The following is a 26,146-nucleotide window of genomic DNA, read 5'->3' on the forward strand; positions in this document are numbered from 1 at the left end:
TGGCCCCAAGGTCGACCTGCCACCAGGGCTGGGGCTCAAGGCCGGTGTGCGTGGCCGATCCGGTAGCTCGCGCCCGCCTCGGTGAGGAACGTGATGGTGCCGTCGGCCGCACGCGTGTGGTCGACCGCGTCGGCGCCGGCGCGCTCGGCTACGTGTCGCCTGCCCGCGAGGGCGAGGTGGTCAGCATGTGGGTGGACCGGCTCGGCATCAGGCTCGCCTCGTCCCGCCGGCTCGCCGGGCAGCTGTCCGGCGGCAACCAGCAGAAGGTGTCGCTGGCCAAGTGCCTCGCGGCCGAGACGGAGAACGTAGGCCTCGCCCTCTCCCCGGCGACGACTCCCGATGTCGAACCCACTGTGGTGATTCCGGCAGTGTGAAATGGGACCGGTTGTCGGTCTGTCTTGGGCTGGACCATGGAGCAGGAGGTCAGCGGATGATCGCGTAGGCCACGGACATTTCCCCTCACACGTCGAACAGCGATCTCTCCACATGGTCGAGCGCCAGCCGTACCGCTCCCAGGGCCACCGATTCGCTGCCCAGCGTCGAGGCCTCCACCCGCACGGGGAAGAGGCAGAGCTCGGCGAGCTCCTCGCGCAGGGGTTCCACCAGCAGGTCGCCGGCGCCTGACATGCCGCCACCGAGCACCACCAGCTCGGGGTCCATCGTGAGAACCGCCGCGCCCACACCTCTGGCCAGATCCCGGACGAAGGCCCGGACGATGGCGCTCGCCTCGTGATCGCCCCTGCGCACCGCCTCGAAAACCCGCTCGGCGGCCTCCGCGGCCGAGCCCTCGTCCGCGCCGTAGGAGTAGAACCGGTCCAGGGCGGTGTACCACCCGAAGGCGCTCATCACCCCGATCTCCCCGGCCGCGCCGTTGCGGCCGAGGTGCAACTTGCCACCGATGAGCAGGCCCGCCGCGATGCTCCGCCCGGCCAGGATGCACAGCACGTCGTCGGCGGTCGTGGCGACGCCGCGCCAGTGCTCTGCCAGCGCGGCCAGGTTGGTGTCGTTGCCGACGAGGACGGGACCCGCGCACAGCCCGCCGAGGGCTCCGGCGAGGTCGAGACCGGCCCAGCCGGGCAGCCGGTCGCTGACCACGACCTTGCCCGCGGCCGGGTCGACGACTCCTGTCGTGGCGACGCCGAGAGCGCGCACGTCGGCGGGCTCGAGCCCCGCGGCGCGCAGTGTCCTGCGGACGACGGCCCTGGCGGCGGCGAGCCGGTCGTCCGGGGTGGCCTCCGGGCTGACGGCCGACCTGCGGGTGTCGACGATGCGGCCTTTGAGGTCGGCGGTCAGCGCGAGCACCTTGTTGGGGCCGATGTCGAGGCCGACGACGTGACCTGCCTCCGCGCGGAACCGGTAGCGCTTGGCCGGGCGCCCGACGGGGCGCGGGTCCTCCGCCCTTGGCCTGACCTCCTCGGCGTGTCCTTCGCTCTGCAGCCCCGCGATCACGTCCTCCACAGTGGCCCTGGAGATGGAGGTGGCGTTGACGAGCTGTGTCAGCGTCAACGCGTCGCTGCCGTGCAACGCGCGCAGCACCGCGGCTGCGTTGAGGCGCCGGAGCAGTGCGGGGTCCTGGCCAGTGAGGGTCACGCGGTCCTCGTCACGAGTCGATGAATGCCTGGAAATGATGGTAGACCATTGCCAATTATTAGAGAACCTACTAAAAATATCCCCAGCACCACTCTGAGAGGACCCCCAGGTGAAGAAGGTATGCACGCTTGCTGCCGCCGCGCTCGCACTCTCAGCCTGTGCCCCTGCCGGTGGCGGCGCCAGCACCGAGCAGACGGCCGGCGGCGTGAGGAAGGAGATCACCTTCCTCACGTTCGAGACGCCGAACCTCGGCCCGGAGATCTGGGACGCCCAGATCAAGCGGGTCACCGACAAGCACCCCGACATCACGGTGAAGAAGCTCGTGGCGCCAAGCGCGGGCGAGCGCAACAGCTACGCGAAACAGCTCCTGGCCTCGGGGCAGCTGCCCGACGTCATGGCCGCCATCGCGCCCGGCGGGTTCGCCGAGAGCGGCCAGCTCGCCCCATGGGATGACGCCGAGCTGGCCGCCTATGAGTTCCCGAAGGTGAACCCGCTGCGGGGCAAGATCTACCAGCTTCCCTACAACACCCAGCCGACGCCGCTCATCTACTACAACAAGAAGCTGTTCGCCGACGCGGGCATCAGCACCCCACCGAAGACCTGGGCCGCACTCCTTGAGGCGTCGGCCAAGCTCAAGGCCAAGGGCATCAACCCGTTCGTGGTCGGCGGCGGCGGCAAGGACGCGTTCGCGGCCGGATACCTGTGGATCGCCCTGGTCGGCACCGACGTGTACAGCAAGCAGCCCGACTTCCTGGTCAAACGGCGCGCCGGCACGGTCAGGTTCACCGACCCCGACTTCCAGAAGGCCACCGCCAAGTTCGTCGACCTGGTGAGGAAGGGGTACGTCGACAAGGCCGGTCTCTCGCGTGACTACCCGTCGACGGAGAAGGCCTTCGTCGAGGGCAAGGGCGCGATGTACCCCATGGGCTCGTGGTTCGCGGCGTCCGCCGACGCCACCAAGCCCTCCTTCGACGTCGGGGTCTTCCCCTTGCCCACCGACGACGGCGCCAAGCCGATCGTGCCCGCCTACACCGGCGGTGGGCCGATTGTGAACGCCAAGGCCAAGAACCTCGACGCGGCCAAGAGATTCGCCCTGGAGTTCAACCAGAACCAGGCGAACAACGACGAGACGGTGAAGTCAGACGCCGCGATCATCGCGATCAAGGGCTACACCCCGCCCACCATGGGGCCGGTCTACGACGCCACCCTCCAGGTCTACAAGGACGCCCTCGAGGCCGGAGGCGTGGTCAACGCCTTCACCGTCGAGACCGGCGACGACTCCTTGCTACCCGGCGTCTCCGACAAGGTCTTCGCGCTTGCGCAGGACATCATCGCCGGCAAGAAGGACGCCGCACAGGTGACCAAGGAACTCGACGCGGAATGGGTCAAGGCCGGCGGCCGATAGCCCTCCCACGCCGGGGTCGCCGTCGATCCGCCTCTTTCGGCGGCGCCCCCTCAAACCGAAAGAGCCCTGCAGATGGTCCTGAAACGACGCGGGCCCGCCCTCTGGCACCGGCTCGGCTACCTGCTGAGCTTCGTCGCCCCCGGCGTGCTGGTCTACGCCTGTTTCGTGCTCGCGCCGATCCTGCTCAGCGTCGGCTACAGCCTCACCAACGCCAACATCTTCGCCACCGAGACGAGGTTCGTCGGCCTGGCCAACTACCTGAACCTCCTCACCGACGAGGCCTTCCTCAGCTCGCTGCGGGTCACCACGATCCTGACCCTGATCATCGTGATCGTGCCGAACGCCGCGGGGGTCGGCGTCGCCGTACTCCTCGATCGCAAGGGATGGTTGTACAACACGCTGCGCAGCGTGTTCTTCGTGCCAGTCGTGCTGAGCTCCGTGGTCGTCAGCGTGGTCTGGATGGCCATGCTGTCGGACGAAGGCCTGATCAACAGCATGCTGCGCGGCCTGGGCGTCGCCGAACCGCCGGGCTGGCTCTCCGACCCTGATCTCGCTCTCTACTCGATCGGTTTCATCATCAGCTGGCAGATGCTCGGCTTCTGCTCGGTGGTCTACCTGGCCGGGCTGCAGAGCGTGCCGCAGTCGATGCACGAAGCCGCCTCGATCGACGGCGCCGGGCCCTGGCTGCGTTTCCGAAAGGTCACCTGGCCGCTGCTGGCCTCCTCGCTGACCACGAACACCGTCATGCTGCTGATCACCGGGTTCAAGGCCTACGACCACATCCAGGTGCTGACCGCCGGAGGACCTGGCGTGGGCACCACCTCGACCCTCGCCTTCAACGTCATGCAGGTCGGCTTCACCGCCAACCGGACCGGCGAGGCCTCCGCGATGGCGATCGTCATGCTCGTCGTCATCGCCGCCGTCTCGACCGTGGTGCTGCGCGTGCTCAACCGCAGGGAAGTGAGCCTGTGAAGCCGGTCAGGCCGCTGGTCGCCCTCCTCGTCGCGAGCTGCTTCTTCCTGCCGCTCTACCTGGTGCTGGCCAACGTGTTCAAGCACGGGCCCGACATCACCGCCTCCCCGGCGTCGCCGCCGATCCCGCCCACCCTCGACAACCTCACGCAGGCGTTGACCCGCCCCGACCGGATGTTCTGGAACGGACTGATCAACAGCGTCACGGTGACCCTGCCGTCGATCGTGATCCTGACGATCGTCTCGGCGATGCTCGGCCACTACATCTGCAGGACGCGGAGCAGGTTCGCCCGCATCACGCTGCTGGTGCTGCTGGCCGGGCTGATGATCCCGCCGCAGGTGATCCTGATGCCGGTGACCCAGGTGCTGAACCTGACCGGGCTCATGGGCACGATCAGCGGGCTCGTGCTGTTCAACGTCGGCTACTACGTGCCGTTCGGCGTGTTCGTCTTCTCGGGGTTCATCCGGTCCATCCCGGTCGAGCTGGAGGAGGCCGCTTCGATCGACGGGGCGGGGAAGTTCGGCACGTTCTGGCGCGTCGTCTTCCCGCTGCTGCGCCCGGCGACCGCCAGTGTGCTGATCTTCCTGGGCGTGTGGATCTGGAACGACTTCCTCAATCCGCTGATCATTCTCGGCCCGGCCGGCGGCACCACCGTCACCGTCGGGATGTATCGCGCGCTGGGTCAGTTCCAGCGCGACTTCGGCGGCATGTTCGGCCTGATGTTCCTGGCCACGCTGCCGATCCTCGCCTTCTATCTCGTGCTGCAGAAGCACTTCGTCAAGGGTCTCACCGGGGGAGCCGTCAAGGGATGACCACGCACACCAACCTGCGGGCGCACGTGGGCGTTCCGCTGGACCGTCCGGTCACGCTGGCGATCGCCGGCGCAGGCGCCCGCGGCTCGGCCTACGCCGAGCTCGCCGCCCAATGGCCGGAGCGAGTCCAGATCGTGGCCGTGGCCGAGCCGCGCGACGCCGTCCGCGACCGCTTCGCCGTACGGCACGCACTGCCCCCCGAGCGGGTCTTCTCCGACTGGAAGGAGATGGCCGCGTCGCCCAGGCTCGCCGACGCGGTCGCGGTCACCACCCTCGACTCCGAGCATCTCGACCCGACGTCGGCCTTCGCCGAACTGGGCTACGACATCCTGCTGGAGAAGCCGATCGCGCCGACCGCGGCCGAGTCGATCGCGATCGGCGAGGTCGCCGCGCGGACCGGCGCCACCGTGGCCGTCTGCCACGTCATGCGCTACACGCCGTACACCACGGCGCTGCGCGAGGTGCTCCCCGAGCTCGGCGAGATCGTCTCCGTCGAGCACCTGGAGCCGGTGGGCTGGTATCACTTCGCGCACTCCTTCGTGCGCGGGAACTGGCGGCGGACCGACGAGACCACGTTCGCTCTGCTCGCCAAGTCCTGCCACGATCTCGACTGGCTCGGCTTCGTCATCGGCCGCAGGGCCGAGCGGGTCTCCTCCTTCGGCGGGCTGCGGCACTTCCGCCCCGAGAACCGTCCTTCGGGGGCCGCCGACCGTTGCCTCGACTGTCCCGTCGAGGCCTCCTGCCCGTACTCCGCCGCCCGGATGTACCGCGAAGGCCTGCGCGAGGGCGGCACCAAGCAGTACTTCACCCGGGTCATGACCGCCGGCGTGCTCACCGAGGAGGCCGTGACCCGGGCGCTGGCCGATGGCCCGTACGGCAGGTGCGTCTACGCATGCGACAACGACGTGGTCGACCACCAGGTGGTCAACATCGAGTACCAGGGCGGCGTCACCGCGTCGTTCACGATGACCGCGTTCACCCCGTTGGAGAACCGGCACACCAAGTTCTTCGGCACTCGCGGCCAGCTCACCGGCGACGGCCGCTTCATCCACCTCTACGACTTCGTCACCGAGCGCACGACCACGATCGACACCTCCAGAGACGGCTCCTCGGTGGCCGAGGGGCATGCCGGCGGCGACGCGGCGCTGGTCCGCTCGTTCGTCGACGCCCTCCACCAGGGCCGTCCCGAACTCATCCTGTCCGGCATCGCCGAGAGCGTCGACAGCCACCTCGTCGTGTTCGGCGCCGAGCGCGCCCGCCACACCAGCACTGTCGTCGAACTGTAGTCACCCCCCGTATGAAGGAGAGCCATGCGTTCCACGCTCGTTCTGGGAATCACGGTCACCGCCATCCTCATCGCCCCACCCGCGCTGGCCACGACCCAGCACTCACCCAAAGCGCAGAAAGTGAAGATCACCGGCGAGGCCCGCACCAAGGGCGGCCTTGAGGTCCGCTACCGCTTCCAGGATCCCGACGGCGACGCCGAGGGCACCACCCGCTTCCGCTGGCTCACCGGCCCCACCGCGTCCGGACCGTGGACGCCGCTCACGGGCGTGCTGACCCGCAACATCGGCATCCCGCTGAGCTACGGCGGCACATACCTCCGCGCGGAGGTCACCCCGGTGGACGCGACCGGCGCGACAGGCAGGGCACGCCTGTCCGAGCCCGTCCTGATCAAGACCGTCGACGGCAATCCCGGCACGGACTGGCTGCACGACGCCCGGTACGGCGTCTCCCACCACTTCCTGTCCAACTACATCAACCGGGTGGCCGCCTCCCCCGAGGAGAAGTGGCAGGACGGCGAGTCATGGGACGACCTCGTCAAGACCTTCGACGCCGAGGCCTATGCCGAGGACCTGGCGAAGGCGGGCGCCGGCTTCGCCATGATCACCCTCGGCCAGAACAGCGGCTACATGCTCGCCCCCAACCAGGCTTATGAGCGCATCGCAGGGCTGCAGCCGGGCGAGCGCACCCCCGCCGGACGCGACCTGCCCATGGAGATCGCCGACGCGCTGGCGAAGCGCGGCATCAAGCTGGTCTTCTACATTCCGGGCAACCCGCCGCACTCGGCGCACAAGCAACCCGGCGACTACGCGATCACCAGGGCATTCGGCTACTCGCCCGGAACGGACGGCGTGCCCTCGCAGGAGACGCTGGCGAAGTGGCAGTCGGTCATCAGGGAGTACTCCGAGCGCTACGGGACCAAGCTGGCCGGCTGGTGGGTCGACGGGGTGTACCCCGCACTGCACCCCGCCTACCAGGACATGACGAAGCCCTACAACTGGTCCAGCCTCGCCGCCGCGCTCAAGGCAGGCAACCCCGACCGGATCATCGCGCTGAACTCCGGTCTGGGCGCCCGGAACCACCAGCCCACGTCCGTCTACGACGACTACACCCCCGGCGAGTCCAGGGGACTCGGCGCCATCCCCTCAGCCGGGCGATGGGCCGACGCCGAGCAGAGCACCCAATGGTTCGACTTCACCTTCCTGGGGGCGAACGACCCCTACTGGGCCGGTTGGGGCAACAAGGGCACCTCCAAGGACACCACCTCGCTGGTGCGCTGGGTGAAGGCGGCCACCGACCGGGGCGGCGCCATCGGCCTGGACACCAAGGTCAACAGGTACGGCAGGCTCGACCCCGCACAACTCGCTCAGCTCGAGCAGGTCCGCAAGGTCGTGCGCGATGGCGCCCCCATCCCCGAGCCCACGGGAGGGGTCTACAACGACGACGACTTCCTGATCAGGTACACCGGCTCGTGGGGTGCCGACGGCGGCCGCCCGGGCGACCTGGGGGGTGACGTGCACTACACCTCCACCGACGGCGACTCGGCCGAGTTCACCTTCTCCGGGACCGGCATCGAGTACGTCACCGAGCGGTTCCGCGACATGGGCAGGGTGGACGTCTACCTGGACGGCGCCCTGAAGGCGACCGTCGACTGCTTCTCCGAGGCCAAGCAGACCCAGCAGGTGCTGTTCAAGGCGGACGGCCTCAGCGCGGGGACGCACACGATCAAGGTCGTCAAGAAGTCTGGCACCTACATGCTGGTCGACGCCTTCCGGGTGACCCGGTAAAGGACGGCCGTCACGCGGAGTGGAGCTTCGTCACCCGGTCGCGGTCCTTGAGCAGGTGAAGCAGCACCTGCTCATCGACCGCGGGGGCCGAAGTGTGTCGGACAGGAATCCCGAGCCCGGCCGGGTGATACTGAACCTCTACGTGGCCGACGCGCGCCCGCGCCGCCCGCATGGACGCGAGGGGCGTCACGTGGCCGGCCGAGCTGGAGGACCGCGAGGGCAGTCGGTTCGCCACCGCGATCGGACCGGACGGCAACGATGCGCGGGCCGTCCAGGTCAGAGATGAGCACCAGGCAGCAACGGAGGAGAACCGATGTTCCGTGACACGAAGGCGTTCAGTGGGTTCTCGGTGGACGACATCGAGGCGGCCAAGGCCTTCTACGGCGACACACTCGGCATCCGGCTCTCGGAGGAGAACGGAATGTTGACGCTGCATCTCGCCGGCGACCGCGACACGCTCGTCTACCCGAAGCCTGACCACACGCCGGCGACGTTCACCATCCTCAATTTCCCGGTCGACGACATCGACAACGTCGTCGACCAGCTGACCGAGCGGGGGGTGCGGTTCGAGCGCTACCCGCAGATGGAGCAGGACGCGAAGGGCGTCATGCGCGCGGAGGGCCCGCCCATCGCCTGGTTCACCGACCCGGCGGGCAACGTGCTGTCGGTCATTCAGGTCTGAGGAGTCTGAGGGCCGCCGCAACCTGGTCAACCAGGCCACCGAGGATGACCTGGTCCAGCGCTGCTTCGACGTCGCGCCGCGCGACCGGCTGTGGCTGACCGACATGAAGGGAGGATCGCGTCTTCGACGATCCTCTTGGTCGAGCTTCCTACGGCTTCGGATCAGCCCGCTCGGTGGGGAGGAGCGCCACTTGAAAGCGGTCGCGGTAGATCACCCGTGACTTGGCCGGGTTCTTGATACGGATCACGCGCACCGTGTGGCCGTGGGCACGCAGTCCCGCGGTGAGGTCCCGCCCATAAACGCCCCAGCCCTCCTCGGTGAACCAGAATCTGGCCCTGCGGTTCTCGATGTACGGCATAGGCAGGTCGCGCACTTGAGCGTTGACGCCACCCTTCACCCAGGCGCCGCCAAGCTGCGTACCCGAGGGACGGTTCCACTCCTCGTCGGGGACGCCGGCATCTATCCAGCCACGGATGCTGTCGGTCAGGACACGGTAGAGCACGCTGACAGGATGCGCCTGCCCCTCAGCAAGCACAAGCCGAATAAGGACCGAAGGCCGCGGTGGACGAAGCGGCACCGCGGAGTGGATGTCGGCATCCGGCCGCTGCCAGAGCTGAACGAGCTCCGGGTGGTCGTAGCCGGCCCACGGTGAGGACGAGCCAGTCACGCATCATCGCCAGGTAGGCCGTCCGCGCGTCGTGCTCGGTGACCTCGCTCGGGAAGGGCGCGAACCGCGACTGCGTCATGATGCGGAACGCTTCGGCCCCGACCAGGCCGGCCAACCGGTGCCGCGGAGGCCGTACAGCCACAGGTGGTCCGGCAACGCGTGAATGCCGCCCAGGTCGAGGGCGCCGTGACTCGCCTTGCAAAAATCTTCGGGGGCCTGTCGATTTGGCTGTGTGTCGCACGACGTCATGTTGTACGGCAACCCCGCCGCGCGCGGATACAACGGAACCCAACGGGAGTCGGACCATGAAGTACATGTTGCTGATCAACGCTGGTGCGATCGACGAGAACGGCGCGGCCGCAGACTGCAGTGTCGAGGACTGGATGAACTACGACAACGAGGTGAAGGGCGCTGGGATCTTTGTCTCAGGGGAGTCACTGGCGGACCTGGTCACCGCCACGACGGTGCGGGTCGGCCCGGACGGCAAGCGGGCCGTCACCGACGGGCCGTTCGCCGAGACCCGCGAGATCCTTGGCGGCTTCTACGTCATCGACGTGCCGGACCTGGATGTTGCGCTCGACTGGGCCGCCCGCTGCCCCGGCTTGAGCGGCGGCGGGTCGGTCGTGGTGCGTCCGATCGCCGAGTTCGGGGCCTGACGGTGGTGGACGAGGGAACCGCCGGGCCCGGCATGCCCGTCGAGTCGTCTGTCCAGTCGTCAGTGGAGTCGGTGTTCCGTGAGGAGCGCGGTCGGCTGCTCGCCTCCCTCGTCCGCCGCTTCGGCGATCTCGACCTGGCCGAAGAGGTCACTTCCGCGGCCATCGAGGCGGCTCTGGTGCAATGGCCGGTCGAGGGCGTTCCGGCCAGGCCGGGCGCCTGGCTGCTGACCACGGCGCGGCGCCGGGCCGTCGACCGACTGCGGCGGGACCAGGCCTACGCCGCCCGCCTCGCCATCCTGCAGGCGGAGGCGGACCGGGCCGACCCTGCCCCGCCCGCGGACGCCGACGGGGATCTCCCCGACGAGCGGTTGCAGATGTTCTTCACCTGCGCCCACCCCGCTCTCGCGGCCGAGGACCGCGGGGCGCTGACCCTGCGCTGCCTGGCCGGTCTGGCGACGCCCGAGGTGGCGCGGGCCTTTCTCGTACCGACCGCGACGATGGCCCAGCGGATCGTGCGGGCGAAGAAGAAGATCCGCGAGGCTCGCATCCCCTTTCGCGTGCCCGGCGCCGACGAGTTGCCGGAGCGCCTGCCCGGGGTGCTTCAGGTCATCTATTCGATCTTCACTGAAGGTTACGCGGCCAGCTCGGGCCCGCGGTTGCAGCGCCTCGACCTCGCAGAGGAGGCCATCCGGCTGGCGCGGATTCTGCGCCGGTTACTGCCCGCCGAGCGGGAGGTTGCCGGGCTGCTCGGGCTGATGCTGCTGATCCATGCGCGACGCGACGCCCGGACCGGTCCGGACGGCGAGATCGTGCTGCTGGACAAGCAGGACCGCGGCCGCTGGGACCGCACGATGATCGAGGAGGGCCGCGGCCTGGTGGTCGCCGCGCTGACCGGCGGCCCGGCGGGCCCGTACGGCGTGCAGGCCGCCATCGCCGCCCTTCACGACGAGGCCGTCGACCTCGCGACCACCGACTGGCCGCAGGTCGTGGCGCTCTACGACGTGCTGCTCGCGCTCACGCCGTCCCCCGTCGTCGCACTGAACCGCGCAGTGGCGATGGCGATGCGCGACGGGGCAGAGGCTGGCTTGGCGCTGCTCGACGAGCTGGCCGACGAGCCGCAGCTGCGCGGTCACCACCCCTACCCGGCCGCCCGGGGGGACCTGCTGCAGCGCCTCGGCCGGCTGCCCGAGGCCGCGGCGGCCTACCGGGAAGCCCTCGACCTGGTCGGCACCGAGCCCGAACGGGCCCACCTGCGGCGCAAGCTGAACGCTGTCGAGCCGTCCGGCCCGGATGACAGGGTCGGCCCATGACAGCGAACACCCCGGCCGTCGACACCACGTACACCACTCAGCTGCTACCTGAGGAGAGTCGGACATGGACCGTGACGAGATACTCGCGTGGGTGAAGGCTGAACGGCTCAGCCTCGCTGACTTCCTCGACGACCTCGACGAGCACGAGTGGCAGGCGGCCTCCCTCTGCCCCGGTTGGACCGTGCACGACGTGGCCGCGCACCTGACGCTGTCCACGCGCACCACGCTCCTCGGCACGATCAAGGGCATGATCCGGGCACGCGGCGACTGGGAGCGGATGGAGGCCGACAAGGCACGGGAACGGGCGGCCCGGTTCGGGCCGGGGGAACTCGTCGCACAACTCCGCGAGACGGCGGGCTCGGCTCGCCGTGCACCCCTGGCCGGCCCATTGGACCCGCTCGTCGACGCGCTGGTGCACGGGCAGGATGTCGCCCGGCCGCTCGGGCGCGAGCGGAAGATGCCCGCAGAGCAGACGGTCGCGGCGCTCGAACACGTCCTTGCCAGCCCGTTCTACGGTGCCCGCAAGCGCCTCCTCGGTACGAGACTGGTGGCCACCGACCAGGCGTGGTCGGCTGGTGCGGGATCGGACGACGTTCGAGGGCCGGCAGGTGATCTGCTCCTGCTGGCGACCGGACGGGCCGCCGGGCTCGCAGGGGTGTCCGGACCAGGTACCGAACGGATCGCGGCCCGGCTGTAGGAATTCGTCCTGAGGGGCGCACCGCGACGTCGACCAGGGCCTGGTCGACGTCGCCGTCAGTCGAATCAGCTGAACAGATCCGCGGGCCGTCCTTTTCCAGACTTGCGTACGAGATTCGCCGAAGGTGGCCGGTTCCCGCTCAGGGCGGGCGGCGTTCGGCCTTGCGAAGCGGACAAGGGGCCGCGGGGCTCCCAGCGTGTCGGTCGGCTCCACTCCGCTTGACGGCACGCGGGCCGCAGCCCCGGCGACCGAGGCCCCGCAGGCCTTCGCGGATCTGGAGGCCCTTGCCCTGCGCGTGATCGCCCGGACGCTCGCCGCCCGTGTGATCCGCCAGATCCGGGGATCGAGGAAGGTGCCGCCGGTGGCGTCGATCACGCGGCCGGTCAGCCAGCGGGCGTCATGGTTAGGCCACGATGTCGGCAGGCCGGCCGATGCGGTTGAGCGTGGCGACGGACGCAGCCGGCTTCTCGATCTCTGAGTTGAGGTGGATCCTGCCTCAGTGTCGGCGATACCCGGCGTCACGGCGTTGACGGAAATCCCCCGCTCGCCGACAGCCTGGGCCAGGGTGCGGCTCAGCCGACATGGACATGGGGTCTGCGTTCGAGGTCCGGCTCGGCCTTGCGCAGCACCTCGCGGGTCAGCGGGGGGACGTCGCCGCCGCCGAAGACCAGGTAGCGGAGCATGGCCACGATCGGGTTGCCCTCGGCCCAGTGGAAGTAGATGTGCGGGACGCGGCCGGTGCGGTCGCGCAGGTAGAGCAGGAGGGCTGCCAGCGAGTTGGGCACGGCGGAGCTGTCGATGCGCAGGATCTGGTGGCCGTAGCGTTCCTCGCCCTTGACGTGCAGTTCCGTCTCGAACTCGGACGCGTCGGGCACGGTGACCTCGACGAACATCACCGGTTCCGAGCTGCGCAGCCGATGGTTGAGCCACGTTTCGCGCAGTTTGTCGTTGTATTCGGTCTGGTCGCGTTCGTGGGGTTCGTTGGCGATCACGTGGATGTCGCCGCAGGCCTGGTTGACGAACGATTCAGCCAACGGGTCCAGGTGCACCTCGGTGACGCGCAGCTCGGTCGAGCGGGTGGCGCGGGAGATCAGCGAGGTGGTGATGATCGCGGCGATGAAGAACGACGCGATCTTGACGCCGTCCGGGCGCTCGATCACGTTGTCGACCAGCGTGTAGGCGAGCACCGCGCTGATCAACCCGAAGCCGAGGCGGGCGCCGCGCTGGCCCTTCCTGTGGGCCGACAGCGTCACCGCCACCGCGGCCGACAGCATGAGCACCAGCACGCCGGTGGCGTACGCGCCGCCCTGGGCCTCCACGTCGGCATCGAAGATGATCGTGATGGCGAACGCGATCGCGGAGAAGATGAGGACCAGCGGGCGCACCGCCCCTGTCCATTCCGGCGCCATGCCGTACCGGGGCAGATAGCGCGGCACTAGATTGATCAGCCCGGCCATCGCCGAAGCGCCCGCGAACCAGAGGATGGCGATGGTGCTGATGTCGTAGGCGGTACCGAACCAGTCGCCCAGGAAGCCGTGCGCGAGATAGGCCAGCGCGCGGCCGTTGGCCTTGCCGCCCGGCTTGAACTCCTCGGCGGGGATCAGCACCGTGGTGACGAAACTGCTCAGGATCAGGAACACGCTCATGATCAGCGCGGCCGTGGTGAGCAGCCGCTTGGTGCCTCTGACCCGCTCCTGGACGTCGCCCTTGACCATCGGCATGACCGCGACGCCCGTCTCGAAGCCGGACATGCCCAGCGCCAGCTTCGGCATCACCAGCAGTGACAGGCCGATCATGGCCAGCGGGCTGCTGTAGTTGGCGCTCAGCAGGTTGCGCCAGGTCACCACCACGTCCGGGTTCTCCAGCACGTGCTGTACCGCGGTCACCACGACGACGGCGTTGAGCCCCAGATAGACGAAGACCAACAGCACGGCGATGCCGATCGCCTCGGTGAACCCCATCAGGAACACCCCGCCGAGCAGGGCCAGCAGGATCAGGGTGACCGGCACCCGCTGGCCCTCCAGCCAGTGCGGCGCGAACGGGTTCTCCAGGATGTGCGCCGTGGCGTCGGCGGCCGAGAGCGTCATCGTGATGACGAAGTCGGTCGCCGCGAAGCCCAGCAGGGCCAGCACGAACAGCTTGCCCCACCACTGCGGGGCCAGCTTCTCCAGCATCGCGATCGAGCCCTGCCCGTACGGGCTCTCCTCGGCCACCCGCCGGTAGACCGGCAGGGCGCCCAGCAAGGTCAGGCCGACGAGGAACATCGTGGCCAGGGGCGAGAGCAGTCCGGCCGCGAGCACGGCGATGCCCGGCTGGTAGCCCAGGGTGGAGAAGTAGTCCACGCCTGTCAGGCACATCACCCGCCACCAGGAGTGCTTGGTGTGCGGGCCGTGCTCGATCTGCTTGCGATCGGTCTGCAGGCCCTCGAGCAACCAGGTCCGTAGCGGAGTTCCCGGTGCGGAGGCGGGTTGCCTCGTCCTTGTCATGCTCGGGTCCCCCGACGTTGTGCTCTCGTCTTGACGAACGCACACTACTGACTGCTTTGTGCCTGTTCGTCGTGGTGAGGCGTCAAGAATGCGTCAATGGCCGCAGTCGTACCGTCACAGAGAGTGATACGCGCAGGGCCTGTGACCTGGGACTTGCTCCGGCGTCTGCCGGTGCAGACAGCTGCGCATCAAGAAAGCGTCATGCCGCATGGACCCCGATCACGATGGTGCTGTCGGTTTGCGTCGGCATGCCTGATCGCCGTGGCCTCCGGCTGCTATCGGGGCGGCGACCCGCTTGTATACGATCACGTCATGTTCGGCCCCAGAGGAACGTGGACCGTTCTCACAACGGTCGCGTCCACGACGGGTGGTGCTTTCGTTGGCGTCTTCGGCGAAAAGGTCTTCATCCAGGGCACGACCCTGTCGGATGCCTGCGGCGCTGCTCTGAACTCCTGGGCGATATTCGGGGGGTTCTTTCTAGGGCTGATAGCCGCCTTCCGTAGACCGAGAGGGGCGGCCGCGGAAGCCGACCAGCAAGAAGCGGCCTCCATCGAGGATCCGTCGGCTCCGGATGACCGCCAGGGGCCTGCCCGTCGATGACGACCACGTGGTGGAGCGTCGTGCTGCCGGTCCTGACGACATCCCTACGACAATCTGCCGCCGATGAGGCACGCCGTACGCATCGCGTCAGGACTCAGCGCAGATGCGTATGGATGCCGTCAAGAATGGCAAAGCTCCCCAAATCACCGGTTTTGCTTCTCCTGTGGCCACCTGGCCATGAAAGCGGAACGCGGCATGGGCCAGGCCAATGTGGAGCATCTGATCAAGGAGTACACCACCGCAGGGCGCTCGGGTTCATGGGCGAGCCTGCGGTCAACGTGCTCCAGCTCGACCTGGCCCTCGACAAGGGGTAAGCGCGATGGCACGCGGGCGGTTGAGGGTATATCTGGGCGCGGCGCCCGGCGTGGGAAAGACCTTCGCGATGCTCTGTGAGGGCCGCAGGGGACTGGAGCGCGGCAGGGACGTCGTCGTGGGTTTCGTCGAGACCCACGGCCGTCCCCGCACCGCCGAACTCCTCGACGGCATGGAGGTCGTCCCGCGTAAGACGATCCACTACCGGGGCGCCACCTTCACCGAGTTCGACGTGGACGCCCTCATAGAACGGAAACCGAAGATCGCGCTGATCGACGAGCTGGCCCACACGAACGTGCCGGGATCGAGGAACACCAAGCGCTGGCTGGACATCGAGGAGATCCTCGACGCCGGCATCGACGTCGTCTCCACGGTCAACATCCAGCACCTGGAATCGCTCAACGACGTCGTCCAGCAGATCACCGGCATCCCCCAGCGTGAGACCGTCCCCGACGAGGTGGTGCGCCGCGCCGACCAGATCGAGCTGGTCGACATGTCGCCCGAGGCGCTTCGAAGGCGGATGGCCCACGGCAACGTCTACGCTCCGGAGAAGGTGAACGCCGCCTTGTCCAACTACTTCAGGGTCGGCAACCTGACCGCCCTGCGCGAGCTCGCCCTGCTCTGGGTCGCCGGCAAGGTGGACGAGCAGCTTGATCGCTACCGCGCCGACCACGGGATCGACACCACCTGGGAGGCGCGGGAACGCGTCGTGGTGGCCCTGACCGGCGGCCCCGAGGGCGACACCCTGGTACGGCGGGCCGCCCGCGTCGCGGCCAGGACCAAGGGCGCCGACCTGCTGGCCGTCCACGTCACCAGCGCCGACGGCCTGTCCGGCGGCGACCCTGCCAACCTGGCCAGGCAGCGCACGCTGGTGGAGAGCATGGGCGGCACCTACCACCAGGTGGTCGGCGAGGACATCCCCCGCGCCCTGCTCGACTTCGCAGGCGGCGTCAACGCCACCCAGCTGGTGCTCGGCGCGTCCAGGCGAGGCAGGTTCGCGCAGATCTTCTCCCGCGGTGTCGGCGTGGAGACCACCGCGCTGTCCGGCACCATCGACGTGCACATGATCACGCATGCCGAGGCGAAGAGGGGCCGCCGCCGTCCCGAGCGCTCCCACGCGGCGCTGACCGCGAAGCGGCGGCTGGCCGGATGGGCGGTCGCCATCGCCGGCATGCTCGGGCTGACGGCGGCGCTGATCCCGTTCAGGAACGACCTGTCGCTGCCGACCGAGATCCTCTTCTACCTGACCACAGTGGTCGGCGTGGCTCTGATCGGCGGCATGTGGCCGGCCATCACCGCGGCAGTCGGCGGTTCGCTGCTGCTCAACTACTTCTTCACCCCTCCGGTCGGCGAGTTCACGATCTCCGATCCGGAGAACCTGTTCGCGCTCATCGTGTTCGTCCTGGTCGCCGCCATGGTGAGCACGATCGTCGACGTGGCCGCCCGCCGTACCAGGGAAGCGGCCAGAGCGGGCGCGGACGCCGAGATCCTCGCCACGCTGGAGGGGCACGTGCTGCGCGGCGAGGCCGCGCTGCCCTCGCTGCTGGCCAGGGTGCGGGAGACGTTCGGGCTGACCTCCGTCACCCTGCTGGAACGGCGGCCCGACACCGGTGGCATGCCGGACGACCACACCGACCCCGACGCATGGCGGATCATCGCGACCACCGGGGGCACGCCGTGCACCTCTCCTTCCACCGCCGACACCGACGTCGTCATCGACGAGAACCTGGTCCTCGCCGCCCGCGGACGGCTGCTCGACGCGGCCGACCGCAGGGTGCTCGAGGCGTTCGCCGCCGAGACCGCGGTCGCGCTGCGCCAGCAGCGGCTGGAGGAGGCGGCCGAGCAGGCCAGACCGCTGGCCGAGGCGGACAGGATGCGCACCGCGCTGCTGGCCGCCGTCAGCCACGACCTGCGCACCCCACTCGCCTCCGCCAAGGCCGCCGTGGAGAGCCTGAGCAACACCGCGATCGAATGGAGCGAGGAGGACCGCCGCGAGCTGCTGGCCACCGCCGACGAGTCGCTGGCCAAGCTGGACCGCCTGGTCGCGAACCTGCTGGACATGAGCCGCCTGCAGGCGGGAGTCCTGGGCGTGGACCACCAGCCGGTGGCGCTGGAGGAGGTCGTGCCCCGCGCTGTCGACGACCTCGGCCCGCTGCGGGACAGGGTCGAGGGCGACCTCTCCGTTGATCTGCCCGAGATCGTCGCCGATCCCACGCTGCTCGAACGCGTGCTGGTCAACCTGATGACCAACGCGGTGCGCTACAGCCCGCAGGACAAGAGGGTGGTCATCACCGCGAGCTGGCACGGTGACCATGTCGAGATCCGGGTGATCGACAGGGGGCCAGGTGTTCCTCCCGACGCCCACGACCGCATCTTCCTGCCGTTCCAGCGCCTGGGTGACCGCGACAACGGCACGGGTGTCGGCCTCGGCCTCGCGCTTTCACGAGGACTGGCCGAGGCCATGGGCGGCACCCTCGTACCCGATGAGACACCAGGGGGAGGTCTCACCATGATCCTGACGCTGCCCATCAGCTCGCGGGCGGTGGTCTCGTGACCCGCGTCCTCGTCGTGGACGACGAGCCCCAGATTCTCCGGGCGCTCCGCATCAACCTGGTGGCCAGGCACTACGAGGTCGCCGTCGCCACCGCTGGCGGCTCTGCGCTGCGCGAGGGAAGGCGCTGGCGGGAACACCGTCCACCCGAGGCAGGACGCGGGCCTCGTCCGGGCCGACCACGGCGTGCGTCCGCCACCCCTTGCGGTGGAAAACCAGGTCGCCGACCGCCAGCCGAGGATCCCTTGACGTGATGACGCGCCCGATCGAGCGTCCTTCCAGCGGGCTGTTCAGCTCCCATTCCCCGTCCATGCACTCGCGCATGTAGGGGTCGACCGACGACAGGCAGAGGTTCTCCACCAAGGCCGTCCCATGGACGGGTGAGGGGACAGGGCCGGTGACGAACGCGAACTCCTCCGGCGTCGGCGCCCCCTGTGGTCTGGCCGTCTGGTGAACGGCGATGAAGTCTCCCATGATCCCCTCTTTCATCGGGTTTCGCCGGGCGAGACCGCGAGGGTCAGCGCTTCGGCGATGGTGTCGGCGGACGGGATGACGGCCTGTGCCAGTGCCGGCGCGGCCGGGATCCGGGTCGGCGGGGCGCCGACCCGGATCGGGGGCCGCCGCAGCGGTATCCCCGCCTCGGCCACCGCGGCGACGATCTCGCCGCCCACCCCGCCGGTGACGTGCGCCTCGTGCGCCACGACAAGTCGTCTGGTGCGCTCGACGCTGCCCAGCACCGTGTCGAGGTCCAGCGGCCTGATCCACCTGGCGTCGACGACCTCCGCCTCGAGCCCGCGGCGAGGCGGTCCGCGGCCTCGAGTACCCGGTGGGCGAGGTGCGGCCCATCGGCGGAGCCCGGATCCGCCGGCCAGGCGCCGACGTGACCGTGGTGACCTGGGGCGCCATGCAGAGTGTGGATCCGGGCACCGTGTCGGCGCTCGGGTCGCTCGCCGAGGCCGCCGCCACGGTCGCCGCCTCGCTGCCGCCCGGCCGAATCGTGGTGCCTGCCGAGGAGTTCCGCAGCAACTTGTTTCCCTGGTCGCCACGGCACGAGGTGGTGGCGGTGCCCACGCGGGACGGGGTGACGCGGGTGGAGGACCTGGTCGACGCGCTGGACGACCGGGTCTCCCTGCTGGCGGTGAGCGAGGTGACCAGCAGGGAGGGGCAGCGGCTCGACCTGGCCGCCCTGCGCGCCGCGACCGACCGGGTGGGCGCGCGGCTGTTCGTCAACCTGACTCAGTCGCTCGGGGCGCTCCACTTCGACGCCGCCCGGATCCGCCCCGACTACTTCGCCGTGCACGGCTACAAGTGGATGCTGTGCCCGCGCGGCGCGGCCTGGCTCGTCACCAGGCCCGACCGGCTCGACGGGCTACGAGCCCTGGCGCCCGGCTGGAAGTCGACGAGCCCACCGCACGGCTATTTCGGTCCCGCGGACCTGGCGCCCGACGCCGCGCGCTGCGATGCCTCCCCGGCCTGGTTTTCCTGGGTCGGCGCGATCCCCGCGCTGCGGCTGCTCGGCTCGCTGGACGCCGAGCGGGTCGAACGGCACTGCCTCGCCCTCGCGGGCGAGCTGACCGAGCGAGCCGAGGCCGCCGGCCTGCGGCGGGTGACGGACGGTCCCGCCTCCCACATCGTCGTCCTGCGCACTGGCCAGGCCGACGGCATCGCCGTACGGCTGCGCGAGCGCGGCGTGCGGGCCACCGCCCTGGGCGACAGGTCCGCTTCGGCTTCCACTACTTCAACGACGAGCACGACGCCGTCACGGCTGCGAGCGCTCTCGCCTGACATTGGGGTGCTGGCCCATCGCCTGACTGCGCGGGGGCGCCGATCGGGGCGTGAGAATGGGCAAGGTGGTTGCGATCATCCATGCCATGACAGTTGATTGGAACGGCACCGAAGTTGCCTTCCGGTGCGCCGTCAGCGAGCACGTGGACGATGTGTTGAGCGTGCTCGACGAGGCGGCGGGGTGGCTCGACGCACGTGGGGTAAGCCAGTGGCCTCTGCGGTTCAAGGCCGCGTGGGTCGAGGAGGCGATATCCCGGGGTGAGACCTGGCTCGCGGAGGCCGGGGGCAAGGTGGCGGGCACTGCCACCGTGGACTGGTCGGACCCGTTGTGGGCCGACGTCGCCCGGCACCGCGGCGACGTGGCGGTGGGCGGGGCTCCGGGCCAGCGGCAGGATGACGGCCCGATCACGTGGGTCAGCCGCTACGAGTTGCCCCTTGCCAGGGTGTTTGAAGCGCCCTCATCCGGGATGGTCGAACGCGCTCGCCGGGAAACCCCGGCCAGCGCGTCGCGTGCTACAAGGCGGTCTTAGCCAAGATGCCGGGCGAAGAACTGCAACGCGTTGTCGGTTTCGTACGCGGGGATTCCCCCGTGGTCGCCGGGGTTCGCGTGCAGCGTCTTGTCGCTCGAGCCCAAGGCGTCGAACAGCGCCAAGGCCTGGTCCCGGGGCACCCGCGTATCATCCCATTGGAGCAGGAACTGCACCGGCGCGGTGACCCGGGCGGCGGTCGCGGCCAGCCCGTGCACGCCGAGCAGGCCCAGCACCGCGGCGCGGATCCGGGGTTCGGCGGCGAGTAGCGGCATACCGAGCCCGCAGCCCATCGACACACCCCAATAGCCGACCGGGCCGGCGCCCACGTGGTCGAGCTCCTGGACCGCGGTCACAACGGCCTGCCAGTCATCGACGGCCTGCCCGGCCAGCAGGTCGTGCATGGCCGCGACCAGCTCAGTCGGATCCTCTCCGGCGGCCATGCGGGCCCGCATGGCACCCGCGAACTGGATGAACTGTTCGTCTTTCGGCCGGTCGCCGTGGTTTGGGGCATCGATCGCGGCGACGGCGAAACCCCCCTCGGCGGCGAACCGGTGCGCGCCGGCCAGGACGCCAGGGGCCTTCTTGTGCTGGCCGCCGCCGTGTCCCATCAGGATCAGCGGGCGGGGGCCGGTGGCGCCTCGCGGCGTGAACAGCACGCCGGGGATCTCGCCGAGGGCGAAGGACTGTTCGGTGACGCCGTCGGTCGACGTCTGAGAGGTCAAGCTGAAGCGCATAGCGTTTCTAAGCCTTTCGGGGTGCCTTGTGCGGGCGCTCCCTAGACCATGCACGGGAGGGAGCCCCGACCTGTCGTCACAGCGTTGATCGGTCTCACCTCCTCCAGTCGTAGTGCTGCACAGCGTCGCTGACCGTATCACACAGACCTGGCTGGGGACCGCTCGCCCCGCCCGCCGTGTACGAGCGACTGCGCGAGCAGGCGCCGATCAGCAAGGTCCGCCGGGCGAGCGGCGCCGACGCGTGGTGGGTGTCCGGGCAGGAGGAAGGCCGTGCCACGGATGCGGCTTCGTCAGAGCCCATTGTTTCGGCGCTCAACATGGCGACGCCCCGCAGGTGCGGTGCCGGGCGGGGCGTCGGGGAGTGCGGTCAGGGCGTGAACGGTTCCAGCGGCCGCCGCTGTTGCGGGCGTCGACGGCATGCCCGGCGCACAGTAGCGTCAATGTCGATCAGCTTGGGGGTGGCGAGTTCGGCGCACGGGGCGAGTTCGCGCCGGTAACCTCAGGTACGGTCGCGGCCGTGGGCGGTGCATCGGGTCGTGCGGCGGCCGAGGCGAGGGTGCTGCCGTGGTCCGGGCACGGCAGGAGCAAGCGCGGCGCTGGCTGCAGGGTGTATGTGACAGGGCGCTACCCCTCGTGGCACACGGGCTTGCCCGCGGGCATCGACACGGCCTTCGCCACACCGAACGAGTCGGCGACGCCCTGCAACAGGACCGCCGTGGCATCCCGGGATCGAGGCACCTGAGCCGCGAGCCCGATCTTCCCGACCCGCTTCCTGGTCTGGATCTCCACCAACGTGAACACGTTGTCGTCGATGCGCATGAGCCCGCGCAGGAGCAGCGCTCGGGGATTGGCTGCGGTCAGCCGGATGTCGTAGCCCGAAACCGCGCCGGAGACCTCGCAACGGCTCCCATCCGACTGCCAGTCGGGTTCCTCCAGGTGGCCCTTGAAACTGGATTGCAGTTCGAGGCCGTACGCCACCGTCCGCACGGTGATGTGGTCGCCGTCCCTGGTTTGGGTGGCGCGCCACTCACAGACGATCGACTTGCCGGTGCCCTCGTCGGGGCGTACCTCGGAGCTCCACAGAAAGCTGCGCCCTCCTTGGACGGCTTTCCACGGTGGCTCTTCTCCCACGATGGCCCTGGTGGCGGGCCCTTGCCACAGGGCTTTGCAGACATCGGGCATGGTGGTGTGGTCGGGCCACTCGGTGATGGCCGCGCAGCCGGTCGTGCCCAGCGTGCCCGCCAGCGCGAGCGCCAGGAGGCGACGGGATCGCGACGTGGTCATTGGTCCGCCTGGGTGAAGTAGCAGCCGGGAACGTCCGCCACGTCCGCGAAGTGCGTTTCGTACGGGTCGGGCTCGCAAATGAGCCTGGCCAAGCCCAGACCGGTCTCCCCGACGTCGGCGCCGATGACGAAGAAGCCGTTGCCGAACCAAATCTGGTGACTCGTCCTCTTCCACAGATCGGGGTCGTCCAGGAACGCCTTCTTGTAGGTCTTCTGGAACCTGGTCGAGGCCCCCGACCGGATGATGCCGAGAATAGGGCCGCCGCTGTCCTCGCACACCACCACATCGGCGAGCAGTGCAGCTCCGCCGTCCGGCAGGTAGGCGGCGATCTCCCGCCCTTCGGTTTTCCGGGGGTACCCACAGGGAGCGATGCGGGCGTTGGCGAACGCGACCAGCTTGTCGGGCGAGGTCATCGACCGGCCCAGCCCGCGCATGCCGTCAGCCGTCGTTTGCGTGTCCAGCCCTGGCATCGAGGCCGCGGAAGGGCGGGGTGAGGCGACCTTCAGGTAGTCGGGGGGTGCAGGCGTCTCGACGCCCGTGGCGCATGCCTTGAGGATGAGCACCAGCACCAAGATGACGACGAGGACCGACCCGCCGCCGGACGCCGGCCTGATCAGCCAACTGTCACCATCGATGCGCTCGGCGATGTAACTCATCACTTTTGATCATATCGCCCGGGAAGGGACGCAAGCAGGCATCTCGGAAACCGATGCGGGGTTGAAGCCCTCCCATAGTGATGATCGGTCCGACGTTGAGGGCGTGGCGAGCAGCCCGGCAGGGGTCAGGCGTGGTGGTACGGGTCCATCCGCTGGGTCGGTTTCGGCACCCATCTCTTTTCCGGGTGCGGCCGGCTTGCTGGTTGCAGATCTTCAGCGCGCTCAGGATGGCCTGTTCGCGTCACCGGGCTCGAAGAATGGTGAGCCCGGGTAGAACGTTGTACGGTCGGAAGCCCTCTATCTTCAAGGATTGACAATGGGCGACGAGAGTTCCGCCGCGCAGGCGGCATGGGAGCGCGTGGACACGACCATCCCGCACTCCGCCCGGGTGTGGGACTTCCTGCTGGGTGGCAAGGATCACTACGCCGTTGATCGCGAGGCCGGCGAGACCCTGCTGCGGCTGTTCCCCGACTTCGCGATGGTTGCCCGGCTACAGCGCGAGTTTCTCATGCGCGCTGTCCGGTACCTGGTGAGCGAGGCGGGAGTGCGCCAGTTCCTGGACATCGGCACCGGTTTGCCGACAGCCAACAACACCCATGAGGTCGCCCAGCGCATCGCACCCGAGACCCGCGTCGTGTACGTGGACAACGACCCCATTGTCCTGGTGCATGCTCGCGCGCTGCTCACCAGCGCGGAGCCCGGCGTCACCGACTACATCGATGCCGATGTCCGCTACCCCGACGTGATCCTCAACGGAGCAGCCAAGACTCTCGACTTCACCCGACCCGTCGCCGTGATGATGCTGAGCATCGCCGGCCAGGTCACCGACGATGACGACCCCGCGGGCATCATCGACCAACTGCTGGAACGCCTGCCGTCGGGCAGCTATCTGGCGCTGAGCGACGGCACCAACACCAACCCGGCACTGGTCCAGGCTGTGACGAACTACAACCGCACCGCGGCCAACACCTACCAACTACGCAGCCCAGCACAGATCGCGTCGTTCTTCGCCGGCCTCGATCTGGTGGACCCAGGCGTGGTGCCGACGCCGCAATGGCGGCCAGAGCCTGACCGGTGGGATGAGCCGACGGCTGTCGTGAGCGCCGTCTGCGGCATCGCCCGTAAGCCGTGACAGCCCAGCGAGAGATGCAGTGGCCGGTCTGGTTGGGCTCGTGCCGATCGAACCTTGCGCGTGAACTCGACCAGCACGGCGGCGTTCGCTCGCCGTGATCGTTGTTCAGGGCGTTGCGGCTGCTCGATCCCGGAGGCCAGCCTGCTCGACGTCCCGGTCAGGAACATCGCCATCATCGGCGAGGACGTCACCGGCTACGCGAACCGGGACATCGCGACCGCTGTCCTGGCCCTGGAGCAGTGTCTGGGCTGGTACGCCGACGGTCTCGTGGCGCCGCGCCCGCCGGTCCGCCACTGCATGGCGGACCTCGCTGCCGCCTTCGGCTCCCTCGCCGACGGTACGGCCCGGCACAAGCTCGTCGTGGATCTTAGCGGGGACATCCGGCCACCCGGTGAATTCGCCGGCGTGTGCCCATGACCGACCTGACTGGCTTCTCAGGCGACAGCCAAGCAGACCCAGGACACGCCGTACAACGCCGTCGCCATCCCCCGCCCCTGAGCGGCGCGGTGCAGTGTCCGCCTTAAGCTCTGGGGTGTGGCGAAGTATTTCGATGTTCATCCGGACAGTCCTCAACCTCGGCTGATCGGCCAGGTGGTCGAGCTTTTGCATACGGACGGGCTGATCGCGTACCCGACGGACTCGTGCTACGCGCTGGGATGCCGGCTGGGCAACAAGGAGGGCATCGACCGGATCAGGGAGATCCGCAGCCTCGGCAGTGACCACCACTTCACCCTGGTCTGCAGGGACTTCGCCCAGTTCGGCCAGTTCGTGCATGTGAGCAATGCGCTGTTCCGCTCGGTCAAGGCGGCGACCCCCGGCGGTTACACGTTCATCCTGCCCGCGACCAAGGAAGTGCCGCGGCGGTTGCTGCATCCCCGGAAGAAGACGGTCGGCGTCCGGATCCCCGATCACGTCGTCACCCAGGCGCTGTTGGCCGAGTTCGGCGAACCGCTGGTGTCGAGCACCCTGCTGCTGCCCGATGAGACCGAGCCCTTGACGCAGGGCTGGGAGATCAAGGAGAGGCTCGACCACGTGGTGGACGCCGTCGTCGACTCCGGCGAGTGCGGCGCCACCCCGACGACGGTCGTCGACCTCTCGCAGGGCGAGCCTGAGATCCTCCGCCGAGGCGCCGGAGACCCGTCCCTCTTCGAGTAGGTGATCGGCACTGGTGACAGCGCCGCGCCGTCGCCTTGAACCGACGGCGGCGATATCTTCTGTCCCGGCCACGGCATGATCTTCAGCCCCAACGGGTCTGAACGCTCACGGCGTCCTGCCTCGGCTCACGGGGTCAAGGACCGTCGGAGACACGCTCGAGGAGACATCGGGCGAGCAGCTCCGTCGGCAGCGGACCAACTACCGCTTCGAGGCTGGTCGCGTCCGGACGGGTGAGCCGGATGGACGGCGGTGAACGGACCTTCGAACTCGCACTCGTCAGTCCCGGCCGCCGCAGCCGCGGTCAGCGACCGAGCGATTGCGCCTGCGTGCCGAGCCGGCGCCGCAGGGGCAGGAGCGCCACCAGGTATCCCGCGGCGGCGACCGGGAGCAGGTCCAGCGTCGCCACCGGCAGCAGGCTGCTCACCAGCACCAACCCCACGCTCCACCAGGGCAGGAGGCGCCGGTACGCCAGCATCCCGGTGAGCACCACCACACCGACGTACAGCAACTGCGGCCCCACCTGGTAGAAGGCGAGATCCACACCGGGCAGCGCGCGGAACTGGCGGCTGAGCTCGCGCATCCCCGCCTTGTCGGCCGCGAGCAGCCCCCATGCGATGTCCACCACGAACTGCACGATCGACGCGCCCGCCCCGACCAGCGTGACGGCCACGACGGTCTCCCTGCCCACGCTACGGGGGAGCAGGCGGCGGATGCCCAGCACCAGGAACACGAACAGCACCAGGCCGGCTAAGTTCGCCAGGTGGGCGGCCTGCCAGTCCAGGCCGGGCCCGTACACACCGTCCATCCGGCCGACGAGTCTGATGACCCCGTACGCGAGCATGAGAAGCGGTGCGGCCACGGCCGCGAATCTGGCGATCTGCATGGGTCGATGCTGTCGCCACCGGTCCACGCGGGCTTCAGGGTTCGCCCTGCTCCTGCCCTGAGGCAACCCTGTCGGCGACTCAGCTTGTTCTTTATCGTCCGGATTGTTGTAGTGCCGCGAGGGTGCGGCCTCGTTTGACGGTTTTGCCGACGTCGTAGCGGGGTGCGGGCCGGCGG

At 69.1% G+C, this 26,146-nt stretch carries 25 protein-coding genes and 2 pseudogenes; 18 read left to right on the top strand and 9 right to left on the bottom strand.

Annotated features, from left to right (window positions below; all coding sequences use genetic code 11):
• Positions 1-50: 50 nt before the first annotated feature.
• The gene (locus AB0B45_RS23430; protein ID WP_358133903.1) at positions 51-374 is read left to right on the top strand and encodes a hypothetical protein; all 324 of its coding nucleotides are present in this window, start codon (positions 51-53) and stop codon (positions 372-374) included.
• Positions 375-459: 85 nt separating this feature from the next.
• Here AB0B45_RS23430 and AB0B45_RS23435 read toward each other — a convergent pair whose 3' ends face one another.
• The gene (locus AB0B45_RS23435) at positions 460-1,590 is read right to left on the bottom strand and encodes an ROK family protein (RefSeq protein ID WP_358133905.1); all 1,131 of its coding nucleotides are present in this window, start codon (positions 1,588-1,590) and stop codon (positions 460-462) included.
• Between the two features lie 109 nt (positions 1,591-1,699).
• Between AB0B45_RS23435 and AB0B45_RS23440 the strand changes: the two genes are divergently transcribed.
• The 6 genes from AB0B45_RS23440 (at position 1,700) to AB0B45_RS23465 (ending at position 8,532) form a co-directional block, all read left to right on the top strand.
• Positions 1,700-2,995 (top strand): extracellular solute-binding protein, encoded by a 1,296-nt coding sequence (locus AB0B45_RS23440; protein WP_358133907.1) that lies wholly within the window; start codon positions 1,700-1,702, stop codon positions 2,993-2,995.
• A gap of 72 nt (positions 2,996-3,067) precedes the next feature.
• Positions 3,068-3,967: a sugar ABC transporter permease gene (locus tag AB0B45_RS23445; protein WP_358133910.1), complete on the top strand. Its 900-nt coding sequence runs from the start codon at positions 3,068-3,070 to the stop codon at positions 3,965-3,967.
• Complete coding sequence (locus AB0B45_RS23450) at positions 3,964-4,779, top strand: carbohydrate ABC transporter permease (protein WP_358133913.1); 816 nt, start codon at positions 3,964-3,966, stop codon at positions 4,777-4,779. The genes AB0B45_RS23445 and AB0B45_RS23450 overlap by 4 nt, the downstream gene beginning before the upstream one ends.
• Positions 4,776-6,065, top strand: coding sequence for a Gfo/Idh/MocA family oxidoreductase (locus AB0B45_RS23455; RefSeq protein ID WP_358133916.1), 1,290 nt, complete (start codon positions 4,776-4,778; stop codon positions 6,063-6,065). Before AB0B45_RS23450 ends, AB0B45_RS23455 begins: the two co-directional genes overlap by 4 nt.
• A 24-nt stretch (positions 6,066-6,089) precedes the next feature.
• On the top strand, positions 6,090-7,850 hold the full coding sequence (locus tag AB0B45_RS23460; protein WP_358133918.1) for an alpha-L-fucosidase: 1,761 nt from the start codon (positions 6,090-6,092) through the stop codon (positions 7,848-7,850).
• A gap of 313 nt (positions 7,851-8,163) precedes the next feature.
• The gene (locus AB0B45_RS23465; protein WP_358133920.1) at positions 8,164-8,532 is read left to right on the top strand and encodes a VOC family protein; all 369 of its coding nucleotides are present in this window, start codon (positions 8,164-8,166) and stop codon (positions 8,530-8,532) included.
• Between the two features lie 148 nt (positions 8,533-8,680).
• On the opposite strand, the gene AB0B45_RS23470 is transcribed toward AB0B45_RS23465, so the two are convergent.
• A complete protein-coding gene (locus AB0B45_RS23470; protein ID WP_358133923.1) occupies positions 8,681-9,034 on the bottom strand; it encodes a hypothetical protein in 354 nt (117 codons plus the stop codon).
• A gap of 470 nt (positions 9,035-9,504) precedes the next feature.
• Here AB0B45_RS23470 and AB0B45_RS23475 point away from each other — a divergent pair, with 470 nt between their 5' ends.
• From AB0B45_RS23475 to AB0B45_RS23490, 4 genes are all read left to right on the top strand, one after another.
• Entirely contained in the window at positions 9,505-9,855 is a 351-nt protein-coding gene (locus AB0B45_RS23475; protein WP_358133925.1) for a YciI family protein, read from the top strand.
• Positions 9,856-9,860: 5 nt separating this feature from the next.
• On the top strand, positions 9,861-11,165 hold the full coding sequence (locus AB0B45_RS23480; RefSeq protein WP_358133927.1) for a DUF6596 domain-containing protein: 1,305 nt from the start codon (positions 9,861-9,863) through the stop codon (positions 11,163-11,165).
• 64 nt (positions 11,166-11,229) lie between these two features.
• Positions 11,230-11,862, top strand: a complete 633-nt coding sequence (locus AB0B45_RS23485) for a maleylpyruvate isomerase family mycothiol-dependent enzyme (protein ID WP_358133929.1) — start codon at positions 11,230-11,232, stop codon at positions 11,860-11,862.
• A 196-nt stretch (positions 11,863-12,058) separates the two neighbouring features.
• Positions 12,059-12,340, top strand: a complete 282-nt coding sequence (locus tag AB0B45_RS23490) for a hypothetical protein (protein WP_358133932.1) — start codon at positions 12,059-12,061, stop codon at positions 12,338-12,340.
• Between the two features lie 94 nt (positions 12,341-12,434).
• On the opposite strand, the gene AB0B45_RS23495 is transcribed toward AB0B45_RS23490, so the two are convergent.
• Positions 12,435-14,348, bottom strand: coding sequence for an amino acid transporter (locus AB0B45_RS23495; protein WP_358133935.1), 1,914 nt, complete (start codon positions 14,346-14,348; stop codon positions 12,435-12,437).
• A 919-nt stretch (positions 14,349-15,267) separates the two neighbouring features.
• On the opposite strand from AB0B45_RS23495, the gene AB0B45_RS23500 reads away from it, so the two are divergent.
• Entirely contained in the window at positions 15,268-17,814 is a 2,547-nt protein-coding gene (locus tag AB0B45_RS23500) for a sensor histidine kinase KdpD (protein ID WP_358133938.1), read from the top strand.
• Positions 17,811-17,927, top strand: a pseudogene (locus AB0B45_RS23505) (DNA-binding response regulator); the annotation flags it as partial. The gene AB0B45_RS23500 and the pseudogene AB0B45_RS23505, both read left to right, overlap by 4 nt.
• 61 nt (positions 17,928-17,988) lie before the next feature.
• Here the strand turns inward: AB0B45_RS23505 and AB0B45_RS23510 are convergent.
• Both AB0B45_RS23510 and AB0B45_RS23515 read right to left on the bottom strand, forming a co-directional pair.
• Positions 17,989-18,300: pseudogene (locus AB0B45_RS23510) on the bottom strand (hypothetical protein); the annotation flags it as partial.
• Positions 18,297-18,548, bottom strand: a complete 252-nt coding sequence (locus tag AB0B45_RS23515; protein WP_358133941.1) for a transketolase C-terminal domain-containing protein — start codon at positions 18,546-18,548, stop codon at positions 18,297-18,299. The gene AB0B45_RS23515 and the pseudogene AB0B45_RS23510, both read right to left, overlap by 4 nt.
• A 143-nt stretch (positions 18,549-18,691) precedes the next feature.
• Between AB0B45_RS23515 and AB0B45_RS23520 the strand changes: the two genes are divergently transcribed.
• Positions 18,692-19,693, top strand: a complete 1,002-nt coding sequence (locus AB0B45_RS23520; RefSeq protein WP_358133944.1) for an aminotransferase class V-fold PLP-dependent enzyme — start codon at positions 18,692-18,694, stop codon at positions 19,691-19,693.
• Positions 19,662-20,126: a hypothetical protein gene (locus AB0B45_RS23525; RefSeq protein WP_358133947.1), complete on the top strand. Its 465-nt coding sequence runs from the start codon at positions 19,662-19,664 to the stop codon at positions 20,124-20,126. Before AB0B45_RS23520 ends, AB0B45_RS23525 begins: the two co-directional genes overlap by 32 nt.
• On the opposite strand, the gene AB0B45_RS23530 is transcribed toward AB0B45_RS23525, so the two are convergent.
• The 3 genes from AB0B45_RS23530 to AB0B45_RS23540 all read right to left on the bottom strand — a co-directional run bounded on the left by AB0B45_RS23530 (position 20,123) and on the right by AB0B45_RS23540 (position 22,800).
• Positions 20,123-20,860, bottom strand: a complete 738-nt coding sequence (locus AB0B45_RS23530) for an alpha/beta hydrolase (RefSeq protein WP_358133949.1) — start codon at positions 20,858-20,860, stop codon at positions 20,123-20,125. The two genes, AB0B45_RS23525 and AB0B45_RS23530, sit on opposite strands and share 4 nt — an antisense overlap.
• Before the next feature lie 624 nt (positions 20,861-21,484).
• A complete protein-coding gene (locus tag AB0B45_RS23535; RefSeq protein WP_358133952.1) occupies positions 21,485-22,144 on the bottom strand; it encodes a hypothetical protein in 660 nt (219 codons plus the stop codon).
• Positions 22,141-22,800, bottom strand: coding sequence for a hypothetical protein (locus AB0B45_RS23540; RefSeq protein ID WP_358133954.1), 660 nt, complete (start codon positions 22,798-22,800; stop codon positions 22,141-22,143). The genes AB0B45_RS23535 and AB0B45_RS23540 overlap by 4 nt, the downstream gene beginning before the upstream one ends.
• 316 nt (positions 22,801-23,116) lie before the next feature.
• On the opposite strand from AB0B45_RS23540, the gene AB0B45_RS23545 reads away from it, so the two are divergent.
• The 3 genes from AB0B45_RS23545 (at position 23,117) to AB0B45_RS23555 (ending at position 25,087) form a co-directional block, all read left to right on the top strand.
• On the top strand, positions 23,117-23,932 hold the full coding sequence (locus tag AB0B45_RS23545) for an SAM-dependent methyltransferase (RefSeq protein WP_358133957.1): 816 nt from the start codon (positions 23,117-23,119) through the stop codon (positions 23,930-23,932).
• Positions 23,933-23,992: 60 nt separating this feature from the next.
• A complete protein-coding gene (locus AB0B45_RS23550) occupies positions 23,993-24,349 on the top strand; it encodes a hypothetical protein (protein ID WP_358133959.1) in 357 nt (118 codons plus the stop codon).
• Between the two features lie 117 nt (positions 24,350-24,466).
• Positions 24,467-25,087, top strand: a complete 621-nt coding sequence (locus tag AB0B45_RS23555) for an L-threonylcarbamoyladenylate synthase (RefSeq protein WP_358133962.1) — start codon at positions 24,467-24,469, stop codon at positions 25,085-25,087.
• 301 nt (positions 25,088-25,388) lie between these two features.
• Here AB0B45_RS23555 and AB0B45_RS23560 read toward each other — a convergent pair whose 3' ends face one another.
• Complete coding sequence (locus AB0B45_RS23560) at positions 25,389-25,970, bottom strand: hypothetical protein (RefSeq protein WP_358133965.1); 582 nt, start codon at positions 25,968-25,970, stop codon at positions 25,389-25,391.
• Positions 25,971-26,146 lie beyond the last annotated feature (176 nt).

Origin of the sequence: Nonomuraea sp. NPDC049152 (genome assembly GCF_040648355.1) — a bacterium.
Classification (GTDB): domain Bacteria; phylum Actinomycetota; class Actinomycetes; order Streptosporangiales; family Streptosporangiaceae; genus Nonomuraea.